This is a genomic window from Pseudonocardia sp. WMMC193 (genome assembly GCF_021728735.1).
Classification (GTDB): domain Bacteria; phylum Actinomycetota; class Actinomycetes; order Mycobacteriales; family Pseudonocardiaceae; genus Pseudonocardia; species Pseudonocardia oroxyli.
In genome coordinates this window covers 3,211,991-3,233,404 of the sequence record NZ_JAKKDO010000003.1, presented here as the reverse complement: position 1 = coordinate 3,233,404, position 21,414 = coordinate 3,211,991, and the positions used below count along the sequence as shown (strand labels likewise).

Here is a 21,414-nt window from a genome sequence, read left to right as displayed (position 1 = left end):
ACGGTCGTGCAACGGGAACGCTGCGACGGTCTCCCTACCGAACGTTCGACGACGACGAGAGGTGTCAGGCGTGAGTACAGCCCCCGACCTCGGTCCGGCCGACTACCCGCTCTCGGTCAACCGCCAGGACCTGCTCCGCACCCCCACGGGCAAGCCGATCACCGCGCTGACGATGGACGCCGTCGTCTCCGGGGAGATCACCGCCGAGGACCTGCGGATCACCCCCGAGACGCTGCAGCTGCAGGCGACGCTGGCCGAGTCGGTGCACCGGCGCCAGCTCGCCCAGAACTTCCGCCGGGCCGCGGAGCTGACCGCCGTGCCCGACGCCGAGGTCCTGGCCATGTACAACGCGCTGCGTCCGCGGGCGTCGAGCAAGGCGAAGCTCCTGGAGATCGCCGACAACCTGGAGAGCAAGTACGGCGCGACGGTGTGCGGGGCGCTGGTCCGCGAGGCCGCCGAGGTCTACGAGCGGCGTGACCTGCTCGCCCGTGAGGAGGGCTGATGACGACGACGGAGAACCGCCGCTCGAAGCGCACGGACATCCTGGAGGACCGGCCGGTCAACCTCGACGGGTTCGTCGAGGAGTGGCCCGAGAAGGGCCTCGTCGCGATGGAGTCGGACTTCGACCCCGCGCCGTCGGTCCGCGTCGAGGACGGCCGGATCGTCGAGCTCGACGGCCGCGCCCGCGCGGACTTCGACTTCATGGACACCTTCATCGCCGACCACGCGATCGACGTGGACACGGCCGAGGAGGTCACCGCGATCCCGTCCGTCGAGATCGCGCGGGCCCTGGTCGATCCCGGCGCCTCGCGGGACGAGCTCATCCGGATCGGCCGCGGGCTCACCCCGGCGAAGATCCTCGACGTCGTCAAGCTGATGAACGTCGTCGAGATCATGATGGCGATGCAGAAGATGCGGTCCCGCCGCACGCCCGCCAACCAGGCGCACTCCACCAGCGCGAAGGACAACCCGATCCAGGTCGCGGCCGACGCGGCCGAGGGTGCGCTGCGCGGCTTCGCCGAGCTGGAGACCACGCTCGGCGTGGTGCGCTACGCACCGCTGGTGGCGATCGCGCTGCAGGTCGGCGGCCAGGTCGGGCGGGGCGGCGTGCTCACCCAGTGCGCGCTGGAGGAGGCCACCGAGCTCGAGCTCGGCATGCGCGGCATCACCGCCTACGCCGAGACGATCTCGGTCTACGGCACCGAGTCGGTGTTCGTCGACGGGGACGACACGCCCTGGTCCAAGGCCTTCCTGGCCAGCGCGTACGCCTCGCGCGGGATCAAGATGCGGTTCACCTCGGGCACCGGGTCGGAGGTGCAGATGGGCAACGCCGAGGGCCGCTCCATGCTGTACCTGGAGATCCGCTGCATCCTGATGGCCCGCGGCGCGGGCGTGCAGGGTCTGCAGAACGGCTCGATCTCCTGCATCGGCGTCCCCGGTGCGGTGCCCGGCGGCATCCGGGCCGTGGCGGCGGAGAACCTGATCGCCTCCTGGATGGACCTGGAGTGCGCCTCGGGCAACGACCAGTCCTTCTCGCACTCGTCGATGCGCCGGGTCAGCCGCGCCCTGCCGCAGCTGCTGCCCGGCACCGACTTCGTGTGCTCCGGCTTCTCGGGGGTGCCCAACGCGGACAACATGTTCGCGGGCTCCAACTTCGACGTCGAGGACTACGACGACTGGAACACCATCCAGCGGGACCTCCAGGTCGACGGGGGCCTCCGGCACGTCCGCGAGCCGGAGATCCTGCAGGCCCGGGAGAAGGCGGCCCGCGCGCTGCAGGCCGTGTTCGCCGAGCTCGACCTGCCCGCGATCACCGACGCCGAGGTCGAGGCCGCCGTCTACGCCCACGGCTCCGGTGACTACCCGGACCGGGACGTCCTCGAGGACCTCAAGGGCGCCCAGTCGGTCATGGACCGGGGCGTCACGGGGCTCGACCTGGTGAAGGCCTTGGAGCGCACCGGGTTCCACGACGTCGCCGAGAACCTGCTGACCGTGCTGCGCCAGCGCGTCTCCGGCGACCTGCTGCAGACCGCGGCCATCCTCGACGACGACTTCGTCCCCCGGTCCGCGATCAACGACGCCAACGACTACGGCGGCCCCGGCTCCGGGTACCGCCTCCAGGGCGAGCGGTGGGAGCAGCTCAAGAAGCTGCGCCACGTCACCAGCGCCGAGAACCCCGAGACGGAGGTGTCGTGATGACCGCGCCCGCAGTCCAGCGCACGTTGTCGCTGAAGGAGATCGGCCCCGCGCAGCGGGGCTCGCGGCCCGACGAGGTGGTCGTCGCCGTCTCGCCCGCGTTCGGGGACTACTTCTCCAAGACGATCGTGGACGTCCCGCACGCCGAGGTGGTCCGGCAGATCCTGGCCGGCATCGAGGAGCAGGGGGTGGCGGCGCGGATGGTGAAGGTGTGGGACACCGCGGACCTCGCGGCCGTCGCGCACACCGGGGCCCGGCTGTCCGGCTCCGGCATCTCCATCGGGCTGCTCTCCCGCGGCACGGCGATGATCCACCAGCGGGACCTGCCGCGGCTGTCCAACCTGGAGCTGTTCCCGCAGTCCCCGCTGCTGGACGCGGAGGTGTTCCGGCGCATCGGGTCCAACGCCGCCCAGTACGCCAAGGGCGAGTCGCCCGCGCCGGTCCCCACCCGCAACGACCAGATGGCCCGGCCGCGCTGGCAGGCCAAGGCCGCGTTGCTGCACCTCAAGGAGTACGAGTGCATCGTGGCGGGGCGCAAGCCGGTCGAGGTCGAGCCGGTCGTCTCGCGGGCATGACCCTGGTCGTCGGCGTCGACATCGGCAACTCCACCACCGAGGCCTGCGTGGCCTCGGTGGGGGAGGGCCGGGTCGAGTACCTGGGGACCGCGCTGACCCGTACCACCGGGGTGAAGGGCACCCCGGACAACACCCAGGGCGCGGTGGCGGCCGTGCGCCGCGCGCTGGACGGCCGCACCCCGGACCTGGTGCTGCTCAACGAGGCCACCCCGGTGATCTCCGGGCTGGCCATGGAGACGATCTCCGAGACGATCATCACCGAGTCCACGATGATCGGCCACAACCCGGCGACGCCCGGCGGCGAGGGCATCGGGGTCGGCACCACGGTGGCGATCGAGGCGCTGGCCTCCGCGTCGGGGCCCTGCATCGTGGTCGTCCCGGCGGGCTGGGACTTCGACGACGTGGCGCACGAGATCAACTCCTCGTCCGCGCAGGTGGTCGCGGCCGTCCTCGCCCACGACGACGCCGTGCTCGTCTGCAACCGGCTGGCCACGCCGATCCCCGTGGTCGACGAGGTCGGGGCGGTGGAGAAGGTGCCCCTGGGCATGCTCGCGGCCGTCGAGGTCGCGCCGCCCGGGCGCACCATCCGCACCCTGTCCGACGCCTACGGGCTGGCCTCGGTGTTCGGCCTCGACCCCGAGCAGACCCGGCAGGTCTCCCCGGTGGCGCGGGCGTTGACGGGCAACCGGTCCGCCGTCGTCGTCCGGACACCGAGCGGGGACGTGACCGACCGCCGGATCCCCGTCGGCACGCTGACCCTGACCGGCGCGGGCAAGACCCAGCGGGTCGACGTCGACGCGGGCGCGGACGAGATCATGTCCGTCCTGTCCCGGGTTCAGCCCCTCGACGACGCGACCGGCGAGCCGGGCACCCACGTCGGCGGGATGTTGGCGCAGGTCAGGGACACGATGACGGACGTGACGGGGCAGCCCGCGAACGAGATCCGGATCCGGGACGTCCTCGCCGTGGACACCACCGTCCCGCACGAGGTGCGCGGCGGGTTGGCGGGGGAGATCGCGCCGGAGCGGGCGGTGGCGCTCGCCGCCATGGTCCGCACCTCCCGCTCGCGCATGCAGGTCGTGGCGGACCAGGTCGCGGCCGCGCTCGGCTGCCGTGCGGAGATCGGCGGCGTCGAGGGCGAGATGGCGGTGCGCGGCGCGCTCACCACGCCCGGCACCGCCGTCCCGATCGCCGTGCTCGACCTGGGTGGGGGCTCCACCGACGCGGCGCTGCTGACCCACGAGGGCTCCGCGGCGGTGCACGTCGCGGGCGCGGGCGAGCTGGTCACGAAGCTGATCGACTCCGAGCTGGCCCTCGACGACCGGGAGCAGGCCGAGGCCGTCAAGCGCCACCCGCTGGCCAAGGCGGAGAGCTTCTTCCACGTGCGGCACGAGGACGGCACGGTGCAGTTCTTCCGCGAACCGCTGCCCTCGCACGTGTTCGCGCGGGTGGTCACGATGGGGCCGGAGGGACCCGCGCCGGTCCGGACCCGGCACACCGTCGACCACGTCCGGCGGGTGCGCCGGGAGGCCAAGCGCAAGGTGTTCGCGGTCAACGCGGTGCGGGCGCTGCGCCAGGTCGCGCCGGGCGGGTCGCTGCGGCTGCTCGAGTTCGTGGTGCTGCTCGGAGGGTCCGCGCTGGACTTCGAGATCCCCGAGCTGATCGCCGACGCCCTCGCCCCGCACGGCATCGTCTGCGGCATCGGCAACGTGCACGGCACCGAGGGCCCCCGCAACGCCGTGGCGAGCGGCCTGGTGGACGCATGGTCGCGTCGGTAGAGCCGCCCGCGATCGTGATCCGCGGCGCGGGCCCGCTGCTGCGCGAGGTCTGCGCGGGGGCCGAGGAGGAGGGCGTCCCGGTGACCGTGGAACCCGGGACGGGAGACGCGACCACCTCGGCCCACCGGGCCGCGCTCGCGTCGGCACTGGAGGTGGGCATCGGGATCGAGGGCGACGAGATCGTCGTCCACCACGCGAGCCTGCCCCGCGACCACCCGGCCGAGGTCACCGGGGACGGCAGACGCGCGGGCCGCACCGCCGCGCGCATCGTGAAGGTCCTGCCGCTCCGCGACCTGTGAGTGGTAAGTGGTGCCAGAGCACCACTTACCACTCACGGGTGGTCAGGGGTCGGCGAAGAGGGCGGGGTCCGACGGGAGCGCCGCGACGGCCCGGCGGAGGTCCTCGTGGTGCTCGATCGCCTCGCGCAGCAGCGCCTCGGCGTCGCCGGACACGAAGGCGGCGAGCATGGCCGCGTGATCGGCGTGCAGGCCCGCGCGGCCCGCGTCGGAGAGCTGGGACATGGGGCGGTAGGGCTCGGTGATGTTCCACGCGGACTCGAGCATGCGCTGCAGGCGGTGCATCCGGGCCGGCGCGACGAGGGCGAGGTGGAAGCGGCGCGACGCCCGGTGGTAGGCGGCCATGTCCCCGCGCGCGAGCGCGTCGTCGAGGGCCTCGTGCGCCGTGCGGGCCTCGGCGTGGTCGGCGGCCGAGGCGAGCGGGAGCGCGGCGGCCAGGGCGGCCTGCTCGAGGGTGCCCCGCACCACGTACAGCTCGGCCAGCTCGGCGACCGTGATCCGCGCGACGGTGTACCCGCCGCGCGGCCGGTGGTCGACCAGGCCCTCGCCGATCAGCGTCTTGAGGGCCTCGCGCACCGGGATCTGGCTGACGCCGAGGGCCTGGGCGATCTCGTCGAGTGGGATCGGCACGCCCGGTGCCGCCTCGCCGGAGAGGATGACCCCGCGCAGCTCGTCCAGGACGCCCTCGGTCCCGCTGCGCGCGCGGCCGAGCCGACGCGCGAAGACCGACGGCGGCCGGGAGGGTCGGTACGTGCCGGCCACCGGGGCACTCCTCTGCTCGTCAGGTGTTCACCATAGGTGGACGCCGTCTAGGATTGTCAACGTGAGCACGCCGTCCTGGGAGCCGATCGTCGACGCGATCGGGCCGAAGGTGCGCGCCGCCCGCAGCCGGTTGGGTCTGTCCCTCCAGCAGCTCGCGGCCCGCGCCGACGTCTCCGCGGCGGCCGTGCACAAGGTCGAACGTGGGGACATGGTGCCCACGATCACGACGTTGCTCAAGCTTGCGGGCGCTCTGGGGCAGCCCGTGTCGGCGTTCGTCGACGACAGCGGGTCCGAACCGCCCGCCGCCGTCCTGGTCAAGGCCGGCCAGCGGTTGCCGCCGCCGGGGGACTGGGCGCCCGCGGCGCTCGGGATCCGGGTCGAGGGGCGGGCGACGGCGTCGGACGCGTTGCACGCCACCGCGGTCGAGGTGACCGTCGAGCCCGGCGGGCAGAGCGGCGACACCCGACCCCGGCGACCCGGCGAGGAGCTCGTGCTGGTGCACGAGGGCACGCTGACCGTGGAGGTCGCGGGGGAGACCTACGAGGTGGAGGCGGGGGACACCGTGCACTATCCGACCGACCGGGGCCATTCCTGGCACAACCGGGGCGACGGCCCGGTGCGCGCGACCTGGGTGGTGCTGCGTGGCTGAGTCGACGGCCGGTTCCGCAGGCTCCACCTCTGAGTCCCTCGCCGAGATCGCCGCCGCCTGCCTCGCCAACCCCGGGCTCGCGGCGAAGGCCGAGATCGCGCTCGTCGGGGAGGTGCTGGGGGGCACCGACTGGCAGGGCGGACCGGGAGACGACGGCGCGGTGGTCGGGGACGGGATCATCGCCTGCGGGGAGGCCCTGTTCCCGCCGTTCGTGGCCGCCGACCCGCACGGCGCCGGGTTCGCCGCGGTGCTCGCCAACGTCAACGACGTGGCCGCGATGGGTGGGGTCCCGCTGGGGATCGTGGACACCGTGGTCGCCTCGGAACCCCTGGCACGCAAGGCCTTCGCCGGCATGCGGGAGGCCGCCGAGCTCTACGACGTCCCGATCGTCGGCGGGCACTTCACCCTGCACGACGGCCAGCCGTCCATCTCCGCGTTCGCCGTCGGGCGGTCGGCGGCGCCGCTGTCGGTCACCCGCGCGGCCCCCGGGCAGTCGCTGGTCGTCGCGGCGGCGCTCGACGGGCGGATGCGTGAGGACTTCCCCTTCTTCCCGGCCTTCGAGTCGCGGGGGCGGCGCAGCGCGGGAGACGTCCGGCTGCTGGGCGCCCTGGCCGAGGCCGGGATCGTGGTGGCGGCCAAGGACATCAGCATGGCCGGGCTCGTGGGGTCGCTGGCGATGCTGCTGGAGCCGGGTGCGCTCGGGGTGACGGTCGACGTGCCGGCGGTGCCCGCGCCCGCGGGGGTGCCGCTGGTCCGCTGGTTCAACTGCTTCCCGAGCTTCGGCTTCCTGCTGTGCGTGCCCGCGGGTCGGGAACCGGAGTGCCTGGCCGCGTTCGCCGAGCGCGACCTGGCGGCGGCGGTGGTCGGCACCCTGGACCCGAGCGGGAGCCTGGCCCTGAGCTGGGGCGAGGAGCGGGTCGAGGTCCTGGACCTGCGCACCACGCCGATCACCGGCCTGCCCCGCTGACCTGCGCCTCCGGCGCTCGTGCGTGGTAAGTGGTGCTCTGGCACCACTTACCACGCACGGCTAGGTGAGGCCGGAGGCGGCGAGGGGGTCGTAGGCGGGGTCGCGGAGCAGCGTCTGGAGCTGGCGGCGCCGCACGCCGGTGTTGCTGCCCTCGATCACCGGGTAGGCCAGCGCCTCGTGCAGGGCGTCGACCAGCGGGAACGCGGTGTCGTAGGCGCTCACCCCCACGATCTTGACCAGGTCGTTGATCACGTCGACCGCGGTCTCGGAGCCGAACACCTTGACGTGCAACGCCAGCTCGAGCCCGTTCGGGTCACCGGAGAGTGCCGCGTCGAGCGCCCGCCAGGACAGCAGGCGGACCGCCTCGATGCGGCCCTTCGCGTCGGCGAGGACGTCCGACACCGCCTGGTGGGCGATGATCGGTTCGGCACCGCCGCGGCGCTCGGTGGTGGCGAACCGGAACGCGACGTCGAAGGCCCGCCGCATCGCCGCCGTCGCGAAGGTGCCGATGGACGCCCCACTGCCGGTGAAGGCGTTCAGCGTGAGCCGGGCCCCGTCGCCCTCCGCGCCGAGCAGGTTCGCGCGGGGCACGCGGACGTCGCGCAGCCGGATCCGCGCGGTGAGGCAGCCGCGCAGGCCCGGCAGGTCGAGGTACTCCTCCACCTCGACGTGCCCGGCGAGCTGGGCCCGCTCCGCGACGAGCAGGGAGACCCCGCCCGGGGTGCGGCAGACGATCGTCATGAGGTCCGGCCCGTCGCCGTCCCAGCCGGGCAGGTGCGAGGCCCACTGCTTGGCGCCGTTGATCACCCAGTGGTCGCCGTCGGGGACCGCGGTGGTGCGGGTGCCCTCCGCAGGCGCGGGCGCCGCGAAGTTCGCGCTGCCGCCGGGCTCGGAGTAGGCCATCGCCGCGACCGGGGCGCCGGAGTCGGCCAGGAACGGCGCGACGAACCGGCGGATCTGCTCCGGGGTGCCCGCCTCGTAGACCGGGGCGAGCGCGATCAGCGGGCCGGCCAGCGAGATCACGAAGTCGGGGCTGTGCGTCGCCCACTCCTCGATCAGGATCGCGGCGTCCACCCCGCTGCCCGCCGCGCCGCCGAACGGCACCGGGATCAGGCCCTTGAGGAAGCCCATCCCGACCGCCTTCTCCATCACCGGCCGGGCCAGCAGGGCCCGGCGCAGCGGGTCCGGTTCGGCGCGCACGGCGGCGGCGAGATCGCGCAGATGCTCCTCGGCGAACGCCCGGGCGACCGCCTTGAGCTGCTGCTGTTCCGGGGACAGGGTGAACGACACGGACACGGGGCCTCCTCGCTGGGCTGCCCCGAGCCTCGTCCGTTCAGCCGGACGTGGTCTTGGCCTCGGGTGCGGCGTTCCTGTGCCGTTCGCGCAGCTCCCGGGGCGCGACGCCGTAGCGGCGGCGGAAGGCCCGGCTGAACGCGGCCGGGTCCGGGTAGCCGTGGCGGGTGGCGATCGCGGTGACCGTCCCGCGCTCGGCCGGGTCGGCCAACGCCCGCGCGCACCGTTCCAGCCGCAGCTCCCGCACCGTGGCGGCGAAGGTCAGGGGATGGCCCTCGAAGGCGGCGTGCAGGGTGCGCGGCGCGATCGCGAACCGCCTGCAGACCGAGGCGACCGACAATCCGGGGTCACCGAGGTGCGCGGTCACGTGCCGCAGCACCGCCGCGCGCAGGTCCGCGGCGGTGGGGGCGGGACCGCCGAGGACGGCACCGACCGCCGAGGCGAAGGACTGCTCCAGGTCGGCGGGGGCGGTGTCCTCCAGCCCCCACAACGCGTCCATCAGCGCGGTCACGACCCGCCCGGTGCCCGCCCGCCCGTCGAGCGCGCGGCCGAGGGCGGGGGAGTCGGGCCGTCCGCCGAGGTGGGCGTGCGGGACCCGGAACGACAGCATTCGCCACGGCTCGTCGAACCGCAGGTAGTAGGGCTCGGTGGTGTCCAGCAGCACGAACCGGCCGGGCTCGACGACCGCGTCCCCCGCCGCCGTCCGCACCCGGCAGGAGCCCGCGAGCTGCAGGTTCACGAACAGGTACGCCCCGGTGGAGCCGCCGACCTCGCGCGGGCCGTGGTCGGTGAGCTGCGGCCGGGACTCGATCCGGGCCCGGTTGACCCCGCCGAGCGCCCGGGTCTCGACGCTGGCCGCGAAGCCCGGCTCGGCCGCCGTGCGCGTCGGCCGCAGCGGGACGAAGGCCTGGCAGATCACCTCGTGCCAGACCGCGAACTGCTCCCGCGCGGGGTGGCTGCGGGTGTCCCAGACCGTCATCGCACCTCCGAGATCCGTCGAGGATGCTCCAGGAAGCACCGCCGGACAAGCCCGTACCGAGGTCGTGCGTGGTAAGTGGTGCTCTGGCACCACTTCCCACGCACGGGCGGCGGAGCCGCTACTCGGCGAGGCGGAGGTGGCGCGGGGCGGGGACCAGGGTGGGGCACACGCCGTCACCGACCGCGCGGGCGTGCGGCTGCACCGGGGTGCGGGCGCCGCGTCGGGCGATGTCCGCGGCGAGCAGGAAGATCCGCAGCGCGCGGTCGGGGTCCTGCCAGCGGTGCTTCTCGGCGAACTCCACCCACTGCGCGGGTGGGATCGTCGACTCGGCGGGGTACTCCAGCTCCGCCCAGGTCACGGCGGTCTCGAACAGCTCGACGACGGCGTCCGGGTCCGTCTCGACGGCCAGCAGGCGGTCGTGGTGGGCCCGCCGGGCACGGTCGCCCCGGCACTCGGCGGGACACGCGAGTCGGGTCAGCTCCACGGTCGACCTCCATTCGGCGGGTGCGTGGCTCCTTTCTAGGCCGCCATCCGGCGTGAATGATGTCCGACCGGTTACATCCGGACTACGACGTGTTTCTAGCCGAAGAACACCTCGGCCTCGGCGTAGAGCGCCGGGTCGACGGTCTTGAGCGCCTTGGTCGCCTCCAGCAGCGGCACCGTGACGATGTCCGTGCCGCGCAGGGCGGTCATCGTGCCCCACTCGCCCGCCTGCACGGCGTCGATCGCGTGCAGCCCGAACCGGGTGGCCAGCCAGCGGTCGCGCGCCGTCGGCGTGCCGCCGCGCTGCACGTGGCCCAGCACGGTGGTCCGGGCCTCGCGCCCCGACCGCGACTCGATCTGCTGCGCCAGCCAGTCGCCGACGCCGCCGAGCCGGGCGTGCCCGAACGCGTCCTTCCGGCCGCTCTGCAACACCTCGGCGCCGCCCTCGGGCATCGCGCCCTCCGACACCACGATGATCGAGGCGTACCGGTCCCGGAAGCGGCTCTCCACCCATCCGAGCACCCGCTCCACGGAGAACCGCTGCTCGGGGACCAGGATGGCGTTCGCCCCGCCCGCCATCCCGGCGTGCAGCGCGATCCAGCCCGCGTGCCTGCCCATGACCTCGACGATCAGCACCCGGTGGTGCGACTCGGCGGTGGTGTGCAGCCGGTCGATGGCCTCGGTCGCGATGGACACCGCGGTGTCGAAGCCGAACGTGTAGTCCGTGCCGCCCAGGTCGTTGTCGATCGTCTTCGGCACGCCGACGACGCGCAGCCCCTCGTCGTGCAGCCGGGCCGCGACGCCGAGGGTGTCCTCGCCGCCGATCGCGATCAACGCGTCCACCCGCAGGTCGTCGAGGCTGCGCCGGATCCGCTGCACGCCGTCGTCCGTCGCGAACGGGTTGGTCCGGGAAGAGCCCAGGACGGTGCCGCCGCGCGGGAGCAGGCCGCGGACGTCGGGGATGTCGAGCGGCCGGACGTCCGCCTCCAGGACCCCGCGCCACCCGTCCCGGAACCCGACGAACTCGTGCCCGAAGGCGGGCACCCCCTTGCGGACGATCGCCCGAAGCACCGCGTTCAGACCCGGGCAGTCGCCGCCACCGGTCAGGACCCCGACTCGCATCCGCGCCTCCATCTCCATCGATGCAGAAGACCTGGATGTTACCGCCGTCACACTGAACGGCGCGCGTGCGGGGTAGTCCGCCGCATGTCCGACCTCGACTCCGCCCATGCCCGTCCCGCCGGCGTCTCCGACGACGCGGTGGCCGCCACCGGCAAGCTCTCCGAGATGCTCGAACGGATCGAGCGCGCCCGCGGCGCCCTGTACGAGTTCCACCAGCTCATGGGAGGTGCCGATGCCATGCTCGACGACGTCGTGGACCTGCTGCGCAAGGACGGCAGGCCCGAGTGGGCCGACCGGATCGAGACGGAGATCCTGGGCCGCAACGTGCTCGAGGGGCGCTGGAGCTTCCAGGTCGTCGAGGAGTTCGACGACACCTACTACGGGCCCCTGCGCGACACCGAGCGCGCGCTGCGCGAGGACCTGGTGGGCGGCCGCAGGCACGTGTTCGAGGCGGAGATGAAGCAGGCCCGTCGCACCCACGGGCACCCGGCCCACACCGCGACCCCGTAGGGGATTCGTCACGATCATCCCGAGGTTCACGTTCTGTCCACCTGGTGCTCACCGCGGCTGCCTAGCGTCCCCGTGACCCGAACCGGTGAATCCACCCCACCTGGAGGACGACCGTGGCCCAGCCGTGCACCGGCGACCACCCGCCCCGCTCCCTGCCGGTCCTACACCGCGCTCGCCAGGGCCTGACCTGCCGTTTCCGCTGCGGAGACGCCTGCGCGAAGCGGGAACCGAACCGCTCGGCGAACCCGTACTTCGGCGAGGTCCTCGGTGCGGTGCTCGACCGCCGCGGGGTGCTGCGCGCCGGTGCCGTGCTCGGGCTGGCCGGCGGCGCGGTGGCCGTCGGCGGGCCCGCGCTCGCCGCGGCGGCCACGCCCGGCCTGCCGGTCGCCCCGGCGCCGTCTCCCGCCCCCTACGGCCTGGACTACGCGACCGTCCCGCCGAACACCGACGACGCCGTGCGCGTGCCCGGCGGGTACGCGCAGAACGTCGTGGTGCGGTGGGGCGACCCGATCCTGCCGGGCGCGCCGGAGTTCGACTTCGACCACCAGACGGCCGCGGCGCAGGCCCAGCAGTTCGGCTACAACAACGACTTCTGCGGGATCCTCCTGCTGGAGGGGCCGCTGCGGCGCTGGGTCCTGTTCTCCAACCACGAGTACACGATCGAGCCGCTGATGTTCCGCGACTACGACGCCGAGGCGCCGACCGAGGAGCAGGTGCGGATCGGGCTCGCCGCGCACGGGCACTCCGTCGTCGAGATCGTCCGGGACCGCGAGGGCCGGATGACCGTCGACGTGCAGGGCCCCCGCAACCGGCGGATCACCGGCAGCACGGAGTTCCTGCTCGACGGGCCCGCCGCCGGGTCGCCGCTGCTGCGGACGTCCGCGGACCCGACCGGCACCCTGGTGCTGGGCACGTTCAACAACTGCGCGGGCGGCACCACGCCGTGGGGCACCTTCCTGTCCGGGGAGGAGAACGTCGACCAGTACTTCGCGAACGCGCCCGCGGACCCGCGGCTCGCGCGCTACGGCTTCGAGCCGGGCCCGTCGGAGCGGGGCTGGGAGACCGTGGAGCGCCGGTTCGACCTGGCGCGGGAGCCGAACGAGGCGAACCGCTTCGGCTGGGTGGTCGAGGTCGACCCGCACGACCCGCACTCCCGGCCGGTCAAGCACACCGCGCTCGGGCGCTTCAAGCACGAGGGCGCCACGATCCGGCTGTCGAAGGAGGGTCATGCCGTCGCGTACATGGGCGACGACGAGCGGTTCGACTACGTCTACAAGTTCGTCTCCTCGGCGACGATGCGGAAGGGGCAGAGCCGCCGGGCCCGCGAGCACAACCTGTCGCTGCTCTCCGACGGCACGCTGTACGTCGCGAGGTTCACTGGCGACGGCGCCGAGGACGGGGAGTACGACGGCTCCGGTGAGTGGATCAAGCTCGCCGCGGGCTCCACGAGCTTCGTGCCCGGGATGACCGCCGAGGAGGTCTACGTCTTCACCCGCGAGGCGGGTGACAAGGTCGGCGCCACGAAGATGGACCGCCCCGAGGACGTCGAACCGAACCCGGCGAACGGGCACGTGTTCCTCGCGCTGACCAACAACACCGACCGCGGCAAGGCGGGCAAGGCGGGCCCGGACGAGGCGAACCCGCGCGCGGACAACAAGCACGGGCACGTCATCGAGCTCGTCGAGTCGGACGACGACCCGACCGGGACCTCCTTCACCTGGTCGATCCTGCTGGTCTGCGGCGATCCCGCCGACCCGTCGACCTACTTCGGCGGCTTCGACAAGTCCCAGGTCAGCCCGATCACCTCGCCGGACAACCTCGCCTTCGACACGCACGGCAACCTGTGGATCTCCACGGACTCGTCGCAGGCCCTGGAGCAGAACGACGGGCTGTTCGGCGTCTCGCTCACCGGCGAGACCCGGGGGCGGACCACCCAGTTCCTGTCGGTGCCGATCGGTGCGGAGACCTGCGGGCCGGTCGTGACGGACGACTTCGTCCTGGTCTCCGTGCAGCACCCCGGGGACGTCGACGACGCCTCACCCGACCGCCCGGGCTCGCACTGGCCCGACGGCGGTTCCGCCCAGCCGCGCCCGGCCGTCGTCAACGTCTACCGGGAGGACCGCGGCCGCATCGGGATCTGACCGCAGTGCTCCACAGCGCTCCACGGTGCAGCTAGGTGCAGAGGTCGGGGTCGGGGGTGCCGGAGGCGCCGGGGCCGAAGCTGATGTGTACGTGATCGACGTGGTTCTTGGTGTCGCTGCCGCGGTTCTCCATGCGCGTCCAGCCGCTCCCGTGGTTGATCCGCTGCTCCCAGATCACGTACGTGATGCCGAGCGCCTCGCGGTTGGCCAGCGCGCACTGCGCGATCCGGTCGCCCTTCGCGCCGCGGACCATGAGGTCCAACGCCAGGCCCGTCGCGTGGTCGGAGACGCGGGCTCGGCCCGCCACCCCGATGAGGTCCGGCTGGTCGTAGAGGCACGACAGGAACCGGGCGGCGTCTCGCACGTGCGACTTCACCGCGCCGAGCCCGCCGAGCGGCACGTCGCAGTGCACTCGGGCCTCGCGGGCCAGGCGCTCCTGCTCGGCCGCCCACGCCGCGTCGTTCAGGGCCGCGGACTTGCGGAGCCGCTCGGCGGCGTCGAGGCCCGGGGGCTCCCAGGACGCGGCGCGGACGGGGAGCACGCTCATGGCGATCCGGGCGCCGTCGACGACGGGGAGGGCCTCCTCGACGACGTCGGACGAGGCCAGCCCGATCTGCGCGGCGGCCTGCCGCGGTGCGGCGTCCGAGCCCGGCAGCAGCGCCGCGGTGGGGGCCGCGACCGCGAGCGCGCCGCCCGTGACCGCCGCGGCGGTGACCCCGCGACGCAGGGCGCACACCCGGGACGGGGCGGAGCGGTGCCGCGACACGACCTGCCTTCTCGAACCGCCGGCCCGGGCGGAGCGGGGAGCGTCCAACGGGGAGCCGAACCGGTGTGTTCGCGACCGAATGTAGCGGAGAGGTCACGAAACGCCCGAAACGCTCCACACGCCGTGAGATGTGCGTGTCGGCGCGCGCGGCGAACGGTCAGCAGGTGACCGGGGTCCCGCTCGGTGCCGAGCTCTGGAACGAGATGTGGACGTGGTCCTCGTGGTTGGCCGTGGGGCTGCCGCGGTCCTCCATGGGCTTCCAGCCCGAGCCCGTGTTGATCTGCTGGTCCCAGATCACGTAGGTCACGCCGAGCGCGTCCATGTTCCGCAGTGCGCAGGCGGCGATGGAGTCCCCGGTGACCTGGTTCGTCGTCATCAGGTCGAGGGCGAGGCCGCCCGGGTGGTCCGAGGCGTTGCCCCGGCTCCCGACGCCGAGCAGCGGCGGCTGCCCGTACTGGCAGCCGAGGAACTCCGCCGCGTCGGCGACCCAGGACTTCACCGCGCCCAGGCCGCTCGTGTTCAGCCCGCAGGAGGTGCTGCCCGAGCCCGCCCGCAGCGTCTGCCCGGAGAGCGCGGCCTTCGCGCGCTCCTCGGCGGCCCGCGCCTCCTGCTCGACGCGCTGCTGCTCGGCGACCGTGCGGTCACCCGCCGAGCGCACGGCGTCGGACAGGTGGGTGAGCGAGACGGCCGGTGGGGGCGCGGCGGCCGCGTCCCCGGTGCCTGCGGGGACGCCCGCGAGGACACCCTCGACCACCGCGCCGCCGGTGACCGGCTCGTCGGGTCGGGCCGGGGTGTCCGCCGCTGTGCCCACGCCGAACGCCGCGGCTGCGGTGTCCACTCCGGACACCAGGGGGCCCGCCAGCGGGGCGGCCGCCCCGAGGACGGAGACGACGCCGCCCGCGGCGAGCGCGACGGCCGCCCCGTGACGGACGGGACCGGGGAGGGACCGGACCGCGTCCCCCGCTCGGGGAGCACGGCGTCGTGGGGAGCTCGACGCCGTGGAGCGGGGGGACGCGGTGCGGCCTCGTGGGGAGCGATGCCGGGCCACTGCGACCTTTCCTCTTCCACTGCGACCACGGCCCGATCGGGGAGCACTCCCGACCCGGGGGAGCGGAGCTTCGGGGGCTCCGCGGGTCGTTCGTGATCGTTCCGTGATCCTGTCGTGTCCGACGTTAGGGGCTGTCGCGCGGGGGTACGGCGTCGGATCGCCCCTGCTGAGACGATCGGAACGGGCCGAGCGGCGAGCGGCAGTGGACGTGGCGTCGGTAACGGTGGACGGCCGGCTGTGGCGCGGGCCACCGCGCATCGGCCGCTCGTCGCGCCCGGACGTGCGGCGGCAAGGCGCCCTAGTCCGAGAGGCACCGGCGAACGGTGTGGCCACTACTCCGTTCAGTCCATCAGGAACGACGGAGGGCCGCCCCGATCATCGGGACGGCCCTCGGACTGCGCGGGGGGTTCAGACGCGGTTGCGGTGTCGGCCGCCGAGTGTGCCGGGCAGGCCGCCGCGCCGGATGTACTGGGCCTCCTCCGCCACCTCACGGGTGGCGCAGGGCCAGATCGCGGCGATGCCGGACGCCTCGCGACACTCGCGGCAGTACCCCGCGGGGTCGGGGGAGTGCTGCTGGAGCGTGCGCTGCAACAGATCGGGCATGGCGGACAAGATGGACGCGAGCGCCACTGGTGTCACCTCCTGGGAGCGTGCAGCAGAAGGTAGTGGCGCAACTACGTCTGGTGACAGCAGGGGTGAGTGCAGACCGGTTAACGGGCTCCGGCGATCGGCGTACGGGAACGGCCGCCGTTCACCCCTCCGTGAACGGGTCAGGACCTGCGGCGGGCGTGCAGCACGGCGTCGTGTCCGGTGACGGGCTCGCCGTCCAGGCCGATCAGCTGCCGCGGACGGGTCTCCGCCGCGACGATCTCCCAGGTCGAGGGGTCGAGCTGGGTCGCGATCTCCTCGGCGGTGAACAGCATGTCGCCGACCGGCGGGCGGCCGATCTCGGGCTTCTCCAGGTCCTTCGGGTGGTGCCCCACGACCAGCAGGTGCCCGTCCGGCGCGACCGCGTCCGCGAGGCGGGCGACCAGCGGGGCGAACACCTCGGCGGGCTGGTGCATGAACTGCGAGTTCACCAGCTGGAAGGCGCCGGCGGGCGGGGTCCAGGTGCGGACGTCCGCCTGCTCGGTCGTGATCTCCACGCCGGCCTCGGCGGCGTGCTCGGCGATCCGCTTGAGCGCCATCTGGGAGAAGTCGACGGCGGTGACCGCCCAGCCGCGGCGGGCGAGCCACACGGCGTCCGCCCCCTCGCCCGCGCCGACGTCGAGCGCGGCACCCGGGGTCAGCTCGTCCACCTGCGCCACGAGCTGCGGGTTCGGGAACCCGCTCCACACGAGCTCCTCGCCGCCGTAGCGCTCGTCCCAGGCGGAGGGCTCGAGCATCGCCCGGACCTCCTCCGCGGTCATCGCCCGGCCGTGCCCGTGTCCGTGTTCCATGCTCCCCATCCTGCTAGACCCCGTGCTGCGGCGTGCACAGCTCCCGCTCGGACGCCGGGGAGAACACCCGACCGCGCTCCACGGCCTCGCGGGTCTCCTCCGCGACGAGCGCCGCGTTGATCATCGCCCCGGCCCGCATCCCCGCCGCGGCGGCCGCCACGACCTGGGCGGACACGTCCGTCGCATTGCCCGCGACGAACACACCCGGCACCGCCGTGGCGCCGGTCGGGTCCGCCGGGATCCGGGAGCCGATCACCCGGCCCAGCATCTCCACGGGTTCGGGCTCCAGCCCGAGCCCCGGCACGACGGTCGCCGTGACCCGCGGCGCGACCACGACCGCGTCCCGCGGCACGACCCGGCCGGACGCCAGCCGCACGCCCGTGAGCCGGTCGTCGGTCACCTCGATCCCGGCGACCTCCCCGTCGACGACGGCGATCCCCCGCGCACGCAGCTGCGCCCACTCCTCGGCGGTCGGCTCGTCGCCGGTGTGCAGGAACAGCGTCACGTCGTCGCTGAGCTGCGAGAACAGCAGTGCCTGGTGCATCCCGTTGCCGGTGGACAGCACGCCGACGGCCCGGCCGCGGACCTCGTAGCCGTGGCAGTAGGGGCAGTGCAGGACGTCCCGGCCCCAGCGGGCGGCGAGGCCCGGGACGTCCGGCAGCTCGTCGGTCAGACCGGTGGCGAGCAGGATCCTCCGCGCGGTGACCGTGCGGTCCGCGAGCTCGACCCGGAAGCCGGGGTGCACGGCGAGCACGCGGTCGTCCACGAACTCCACGCCGTAGGCCGCCGCCTCCGCGCGGCCGATCGCGGCGAGCTCGCGGGGTGCCACGCCCTCTCGGCCCAGGTAGTTGTGCACGCCGTCGGCCGGTGCGTTGCGCGGCGCGCCCGCGTCGATCACCAGCACCGACCGCAGGCTCCGGGCCAGGGCCACCGCACCACTGAGGCCCGCGGCCCCGCCGCCGACCACCACCACGTCGTAATCCATGTCGCGACTGTGCGGCCGCGCGCCCGAGTTCGGCAAGGATCGTTGCCGTTTCGGCAAGGCCTACCGGTGGGCGTCCGCCTCGGCCTGCAGGCGGGCGACGTATCCGGGCCAGTCGAGGTCCCCGGGAACGTTGGTCGCGTCCGGCACCATGCCCGCGGCGCCGTCGACCAGCTCGCGGAGGATGTCCGCGTGCCCGCAGTGGCGGTGCAGCTCCACCGCCATGTGGACCGCGATGCGGTGCAGCGTCACGTCCGGCTCCGCCCACCAGGAGACGTGCGCCGGATGGTCCAGGGGGAGCTCGGTCAGCGCGGCCTCGGCGTCCGCGACGGCCCTGGCGTACGCGTCCAGGATCAGCTCCCGCGACTCGCCGGGCTTGGCCCACATGTCGGCGTTGACCTCGTCGTCGGACCACTCGACGGCGTCCGGGCGGCCGAGCACCGCGCCGAAGTAGCCCGAGGTCGTCAGCGCCACGTGTTTGACCAGGCCCAACAGGTTCGTGCCGGTCGGGGTCAGGGGGCGGCGCACGTCGTACTCGGAGAGCCCGTCGAGCTTCCAGAGCAGCGCTTCCCAGCCGCGGCGCAGGTAGCGCAGCAGGTCCTCTCGGCGGTCGGCGTCCGTCATGCGGGGGCCAGGGTCCGCACCACCGCGAGCTCGGCGGTGAAGCGCTTCCGCAGGACCGCCAGGACGGCCACGGCGCCGATCGCGGCGGCGAGCGCCCCCACCGCGAGGGTGAGCAGGTCCGAGCCCACCGGCCGCACGGCCGCGGCGGCGCCCCACGTGGCGAGCGCGACCACCACCAGCGCGGGCAGGTGCTTGAGGTACATGGCCAGCACGGCGCCCATCAGCCCGGGCGAGACCCGCGCGGAGAAGTGCAGCATGACCAGGAAGTGGAGCACGATCGCGACCGACGCGCCGAACGCGACGCCGTCCACCCCCCACCAGTGCGCCCCGACCAGGGTGAACGCCACGACCTCGGCGGCGTAGAGCCACTGTCGCCACGCCGCCCGGTACACCGCGCCCGTCGCACGGGTCAGCGAGGTGCTGATCTTGTACGACGTCCGCGGCAGCAGGACGAGCGCGAACACCTGGACGGGCAGGACCACCGCGTCCCACTGGGTGCCGAGCAGCACGTGGACGACCTCGGGGGCCAGCACGAACAGCAGGACGGCGGCCGGCACGGTGACCAGGGCGACCAGGCTGGCGGTCCGGACGTAGGCGGCCCGCAGCCGCGCGCCGTCCTCCCGCACCCGGGCCATGGCCGGGAACAGGGCCTTGTCCGCGGCCCCGCCGATGACGTTCGCGGGCTCGTTGAGCAGGTTGTACGCTCGGGTGTAGACGCCGAGCGGGGCGGTGCCGAGCACGTTCGCCACGACGAGGTTGTCCGCGTTGAGCGCGAACCAGTTGCCGAGCTGGGTCAGCGAGTAGCCGGAGCCGAAGTTCAGCATGGGCCGCAGCCGATCCCACGCGTGCCGGTCCAGCCGCACGTGCGGCCGGGTCAGCGCGAGGTACCCGACCGCCTTGACCAGCGCCGCCGCGACCTCCGCCCAGGCGAGCGCGGCCGTGCCGAACCCGAGGAGCGCCAACACCACGCTGACGCCGATCAGCGCCGGGCCCGCGGCGAGCAGGTCGACGGTCGCCATCGGGCGGAAGCGCAGCTCCCGCTGCAGCAGCCCGGTGGGCACGGCGATGGCCCCGGCGAACAGCAGCGACAGCGACAGCAGCGGGATCAGGTCGGAGTCGGCGGGCAGCCCGACCAGGGGGTTGAGCGCTGTCGCGAAGCCCGCGAGCAGGGCCGCCATCACCACGGACAGGGTCATGGAGAACCAGAACGCGGCCGCGACGTCCCCGTCGCTCAGCTCCGCCCGGTGCACCAGCGCCGCGGCCACCCCGAGCTGGGTGACCAGCTGGGTCAGCCCGACGACGAGCAGCGCCGCCGCGACCGACCCGAACTCGTCCGGCGTGAGCAGCCGGGCCAGCACGACGGTCGCCACGATCTGTAGCACCGCCTGCCCGACCGAGCCGGTGAAGACCCACGCGAACCCCCGCGCGGTCCGTGCGGTGAGGCTGGGCGCGACGGTCGGCAGGGGGCGGGTCGGGTCCTCGCTCGAGTCGTCGTTCACGGGCGGAACGCCGGGTGCACCCGCCCCGCCACGCCGAGCGCGGCCGACCAGGCCAGCTGCCGCGCGACCCGTCGCGGGGTCTCCCGACGACGACCGGGCGCGAGCAGCTGGGTGCGCCGCAGCCCACAGACGGCCGGATGGAACACGGAGTTGCCCACGCCCTTCGTCAGCACGAGGTTCGGCAGGCCGTCGCCCACCGACCGGAGCGCCTGCGGCACCCCGTGCAGACTCCAGCACGCCTCCCACTCGGGCTGCGGCGCGGGGTAGTCGAGGACGAACTCGAGATCGAGGATCTTGAGGCCCGCATCCGGGTCCGTGACGAGGTTGTGCGGGGACAGGTCCAGCACGTAGCGGCCGCGTTCGTGCAGGTCGCGCACGAAGCGCACCAGGTCCCGCACGACGTGCGGGTGCAGCTGCGCGAGCCCGCCCGGCAGCGGCCGGACCACGTGGGCGCCGCTGTCGGCGTAGAACGGCGTGAGCAGCCAGTTCGGGCCGTGCTCGAGCAGCTCGGGCACCTCGGGGAGGTCCGCGAGCTCGGTCCGGGCCCGCAGCTCACGCTGGAAGGACACGTCGGCGCCCGGGCGGAAGATCTTGCAGACGCTGCGGCCGTGCACCGGGTGGTCGACCAGCGCGACCCGCGACCGGAACCCCGGCGAGTCCCCACCCAGCATGCCCACCAGCGGGAACGGCACCGCGCAGGCCGCGGTGAGGGCCTGCACGCGGGGCAGCAGCCGGGTCGGCAGGTCGGGGTCGCCGAGCGCCGCCAGGAAGGCGAGGGCCTCGCGTGGGCCGGAGGAGACGTCGACCAGCGGGGCCGGGGTGCCGTCGGGGGAGAGCCTGCGGCGGGTGTGGTCCAGGACGTCCGCGACCCGTTGGGCCACGCTGCGCACGCCGGTCGCCCCCTCGGGCGGGGTGACGTCGCACGCGACGATCAGCGCGTACGCGTCGGGCGTGAGCCGCGACCGCTGCGCCCGGGTCAGGACGACCGTCTCGAGGATCTCCAGGCCGCGCGCGACGCCGGCGACGGCCTCGTCGAGCGCCGCGGCGACCACGTCCCGCACCACGAACACCGCGAGCCCACGCCAGACTCCCGGCTCCACGCGCTGGGTCACATGATCGATCGTCAACTCGTCCCCCACTCGGCCTAGTCTGGGGGACTCTACGAACAACGTGAACGATCAGTGAAATCCACTCGTCGGGCGGTCTGCCTGGCCGTGTCAGTGGAGCGTCGGCGAGGTGAACGGTCGACCTGCGTGCGGCCCTCGCCGGCGACCGCCCGGTCCTCGCGGGGTCGGCTCCCGGGGC

22 protein-coding genes are annotated in these 21,414 nt (G+C 73.9%); 9 read left to right on the top strand and 13 right to left on the bottom strand.

Features of this window, described 5'->3' with window-relative positions; genetic code table 11:
• Nucleotides 1-70 precede the first annotated feature (70 nt).
• Genes L3X23_RS16755 through L3X23_RS16735 form a run of 5 tightly spaced genes read left to right on the top strand, consistent with a single transcriptional unit; the run spans nt 71 to nt 4,848 of the window.
• Entirely contained in the window at nt 71-502 is a 432-nt protein-coding gene (locus tag L3X23_RS16755) for a diol dehydratase small subunit (protein ID WP_093082163.1), read from the top strand.
• Complete coding sequence (locus L3X23_RS16750; RefSeq protein WP_237193067.1) at nt 502-2,196, top strand: propanediol/glycerol family dehydratase large subunit; 1,695 nt, start codon at nt 502-504, stop codon at nt 2,194-2,196. The genes L3X23_RS16755 and L3X23_RS16750 overlap by 1 nt, the downstream gene beginning before the upstream one ends.
• Entirely contained in the window at nt 2,196-2,771 is a 576-nt protein-coding gene (locus tag L3X23_RS16745) for a propanediol/glycerol family dehydratase medium subunit (RefSeq protein WP_093082154.1), read from the top strand. Before L3X23_RS16750 ends, L3X23_RS16745 begins: the two co-directional genes overlap by 1 nt.
• Nucleotides 2,768-4,549 (top strand): diol dehydratase reactivase subunit alpha, encoded by a 1,782-nt coding sequence (locus L3X23_RS16740; protein WP_237193066.1) that lies wholly within the window; start codon nt 2,768-2,770, stop codon nt 4,547-4,549. Before L3X23_RS16745 ends, L3X23_RS16740 begins: the two co-directional genes overlap by 4 nt.
• The gene (locus tag L3X23_RS16735) at nt 4,534-4,848 is read left to right on the top strand and encodes a glycerol dehydratase reactivase beta/small subunit family protein (protein ID WP_237193065.1); all 315 of its coding nucleotides are present in this window, start codon (nt 4,534-4,536) and stop codon (nt 4,846-4,848) included. Before L3X23_RS16740 ends, L3X23_RS16735 begins: the two co-directional genes overlap by 16 nt.
• 42 nt (nt 4,849-4,890) lie before the next feature.
• Here L3X23_RS16735 and L3X23_RS16730 read toward each other — a convergent pair whose 3' ends face one another.
• Nucleotides 4,891-5,607, bottom strand: a complete 717-nt coding sequence (locus L3X23_RS16730; protein ID WP_237193064.1) for a GntR family transcriptional regulator — start codon at nt 5,605-5,607, stop codon at nt 4,891-4,893.
• Between the two features lie 61 nt (nt 5,608-5,668).
• Here L3X23_RS16730 and L3X23_RS16725 point away from each other — a divergent pair, with 61 nt between their 5' ends.
• The gene (locus tag L3X23_RS16725) at nt 5,669-6,256 is read left to right on the top strand and encodes a helix-turn-helix domain-containing protein (RefSeq protein WP_237193063.1); all 588 of its coding nucleotides are present in this window, start codon (nt 5,669-5,671) and stop codon (nt 6,254-6,256) included.
• Nucleotides 6,249-7,223, top strand: a complete 975-nt coding sequence (locus L3X23_RS16720; protein WP_237193062.1) for an AIR synthase related protein — start codon at nt 6,249-6,251, stop codon at nt 7,221-7,223. The genes L3X23_RS16725 and L3X23_RS16720 overlap by 8 nt, the downstream gene beginning before the upstream one ends.
• Nucleotides 7,224-7,283: 60 nt before the next feature.
• Here the strand turns inward: L3X23_RS16720 and L3X23_RS16715 are convergent, their stop codons facing one another.
• The 4 genes from L3X23_RS16715 to L3X23_RS16700 all read right to left on the bottom strand — a co-directional run bounded on the left by L3X23_RS16715 (nt 7,284) and on the right by L3X23_RS16700 (nt 11,100).
• Nucleotides 7,284-8,519: an acyl-CoA dehydrogenase family protein gene (locus L3X23_RS16715; protein ID WP_237193061.1), complete on the bottom strand. Its 1,236-nt coding sequence runs from the start codon at nt 8,517-8,519 to the stop codon at nt 7,284-7,286.
• Between the two features lie 37 nt (nt 8,520-8,556).
• A complete protein-coding gene (locus tag L3X23_RS16710) occupies nt 8,557-9,495 on the bottom strand; it encodes a helix-turn-helix domain-containing protein (protein WP_237193060.1) in 939 nt (312 codons plus the stop codon).
• A 118-nt stretch (nt 9,496-9,613) separates the two neighbouring features.
• Nucleotides 9,614-9,979 (bottom strand): hypothetical protein, encoded by a 366-nt coding sequence (locus L3X23_RS16705; protein WP_237193059.1) that lies wholly within the window; start codon nt 9,977-9,979, stop codon nt 9,614-9,616.
• Between the two features lie 95 nt (nt 9,980-10,074).
• A complete protein-coding gene (locus L3X23_RS16700) occupies nt 10,075-11,100 on the bottom strand; it encodes a 6-phosphofructokinase (protein ID WP_237193058.1) in 1,026 nt (341 codons plus the stop codon).
• Nucleotides 11,101-11,184: 84 nt separating this feature from the next.
• Here L3X23_RS16700 and L3X23_RS16695 point away from each other — a divergent pair, with 84 nt between their 5' ends.
• Nucleotides 11,185-11,610 carry a hypothetical protein gene (locus L3X23_RS16695; RefSeq protein ID WP_237193057.1) on the top strand — a complete coding sequence of 142 codons (426 nt, stop codon included), beginning with the start codon at nt 11,185-11,187 and terminating at the stop codon, nt 11,608-11,610.
• Nucleotides 11,611-11,723: 113 nt separating this feature from the next.
• Nucleotides 11,724-13,751, top strand: coding sequence for a PhoX family phosphatase (locus tag L3X23_RS16690; RefSeq protein WP_237193056.1), 2,028 nt, complete (start codon nt 11,724-11,726; stop codon nt 13,749-13,751).
• 31 nt (nt 13,752-13,782) lie between these two features.
• On the opposite strand, the gene L3X23_RS16685 is transcribed toward L3X23_RS16690, so the two are convergent.
• The 8 genes from L3X23_RS16685 to L3X23_RS16650 all read right to left on the bottom strand — a co-directional run bounded on the left by L3X23_RS16685 (nt 13,783) and on the right by L3X23_RS16650 (nt 21,221).
• Entirely contained in the window at nt 13,783-14,517 is a 735-nt protein-coding gene (locus L3X23_RS16685) for a hypothetical protein (RefSeq protein WP_237193055.1), read from the bottom strand.
• Nucleotides 14,518-14,674: 157 nt separating this feature from the next.
• Complete coding sequence (locus tag L3X23_RS16680) at nt 14,675-15,355, bottom strand: hypothetical protein (protein ID WP_237193054.1); 681 nt, start codon at nt 15,353-15,355, stop codon at nt 14,675-14,677.
• A 618-nt stretch (nt 15,356-15,973) separates the two neighbouring features.
• The gene (locus L3X23_RS16675) at nt 15,974-16,168 is read right to left on the bottom strand and encodes a hypothetical protein (protein ID WP_237193053.1); all 195 of its coding nucleotides are present in this window, start codon (nt 16,166-16,168) and stop codon (nt 15,974-15,976) included.
• A gap of 167 nt (nt 16,169-16,335) precedes the next feature.
• Nucleotides 16,336-17,004, bottom strand: coding sequence for a bifunctional 2-polyprenyl-6-hydroxyphenol methylase/3-demethylubiquinol 3-O-methyltransferase UbiG (locus L3X23_RS16670; protein ID WP_237193052.1), 669 nt, complete (start codon nt 17,002-17,004; stop codon nt 16,336-16,338).
• Between the two features lie 13 nt (nt 17,005-17,017).
• Nucleotides 17,018-17,989 carry an NAD(P)/FAD-dependent oxidoreductase gene (locus L3X23_RS16665; protein ID WP_237193051.1) on the bottom strand — a complete coding sequence of 324 codons (972 nt, stop codon included), beginning with the start codon at nt 17,987-17,989 and terminating at the stop codon, nt 17,018-17,020.
• Between the two features lie 60 nt (nt 17,990-18,049).
• A complete protein-coding gene (locus L3X23_RS16660) occupies nt 18,050-18,610 on the bottom strand; it encodes a DinB family protein (RefSeq protein ID WP_237193050.1) in 561 nt (186 codons plus the stop codon).
• Nucleotides 18,607-20,109 carry a lipopolysaccharide biosynthesis protein gene (locus L3X23_RS16655; protein ID WP_237193049.1) on the bottom strand — a complete coding sequence of 501 codons (1,503 nt, stop codon included), beginning with the start codon at nt 20,107-20,109 and terminating at the stop codon, nt 18,607-18,609. Before L3X23_RS16655 ends, L3X23_RS16660 begins: the two co-directional genes overlap by 4 nt.
• A complete protein-coding gene (locus L3X23_RS16650) occupies nt 20,106-21,221 on the bottom strand; it encodes a hypothetical protein (RefSeq protein WP_176921276.1) in 1,116 nt (371 codons plus the stop codon). The genes L3X23_RS16655 and L3X23_RS16650 overlap by 4 nt, the downstream gene beginning before the upstream one ends.
• Nucleotides 21,222-21,414: the final 193 nt, after the last annotated feature.

Coding starts and splice junctions, on each gene's coding strand:
- L3X23_RS16750 (WP_237193067.1), top strand. CDS start 502: ATGACGACGACGGAGAACCGCCGCTCGAAGCGCACGGACATCCTGGAG.
- L3X23_RS16745 (WP_093082154.1), top strand. CDS start 2,196: ATGACCGCGCCCGCAGTCCAGCGCACGTTGTCGCTGAAGGAGATCGGC.
- L3X23_RS16740 (WP_237193066.1), top strand. CDS start 2,768: ATGACCCTGGTCGTCGGCGTCGACATCGGCAACTCCACCACCGAGGCC.
- L3X23_RS16735 (WP_237193065.1), top strand. CDS start 4,534: ATGGTCGCGTCGGTAGAGCCGCCCGCGATCGTGATCCGCGGCGCGGGC.
- L3X23_RS16710 (WP_237193060.1), bottom strand. CDS start 9,495: ATGACGGTCTGGGACACCCGCAGCCACCCCGCGCGGGAGCAGTTCGCG.
- L3X23_RS16700 (WP_237193058.1), bottom strand. CDS start 11,100: ATGCGAGTCGGGGTCCTGACCGGTGGCGGCGACTGCCCGGGTCTGAAC.
- L3X23_RS16695 (WP_237193057.1), top strand. CDS start 11,185: ATGTCCGACCTCGACTCCGCCCATGCCCGTCCCGCCGGCGTCTCCGAC.
- L3X23_RS16675 (WP_237193053.1), bottom strand. CDS start 16,168: ATGCCCGATCTGTTGCAGCGCACGCTCCAGCAGCACTCCCCCGACCCC.
- L3X23_RS16670 (WP_237193052.1), bottom strand. CDS start 17,004: ATGGAACACGGACACGGGCACGGCCGGGCGATGACCGCGGAGGAGGTC.
- L3X23_RS16665 (WP_237193051.1), bottom strand. CDS start 17,989: ATGGATTACGACGTGGTGGTGGTCGGCGGCGGGGCCGCGGGCCTCAGT.
- L3X23_RS16660 (WP_237193050.1), bottom strand. CDS start 18,610: ATGACGGACGCCGACCGCCGAGAGGACCTGCTGCGCTACCTGCGCCGC.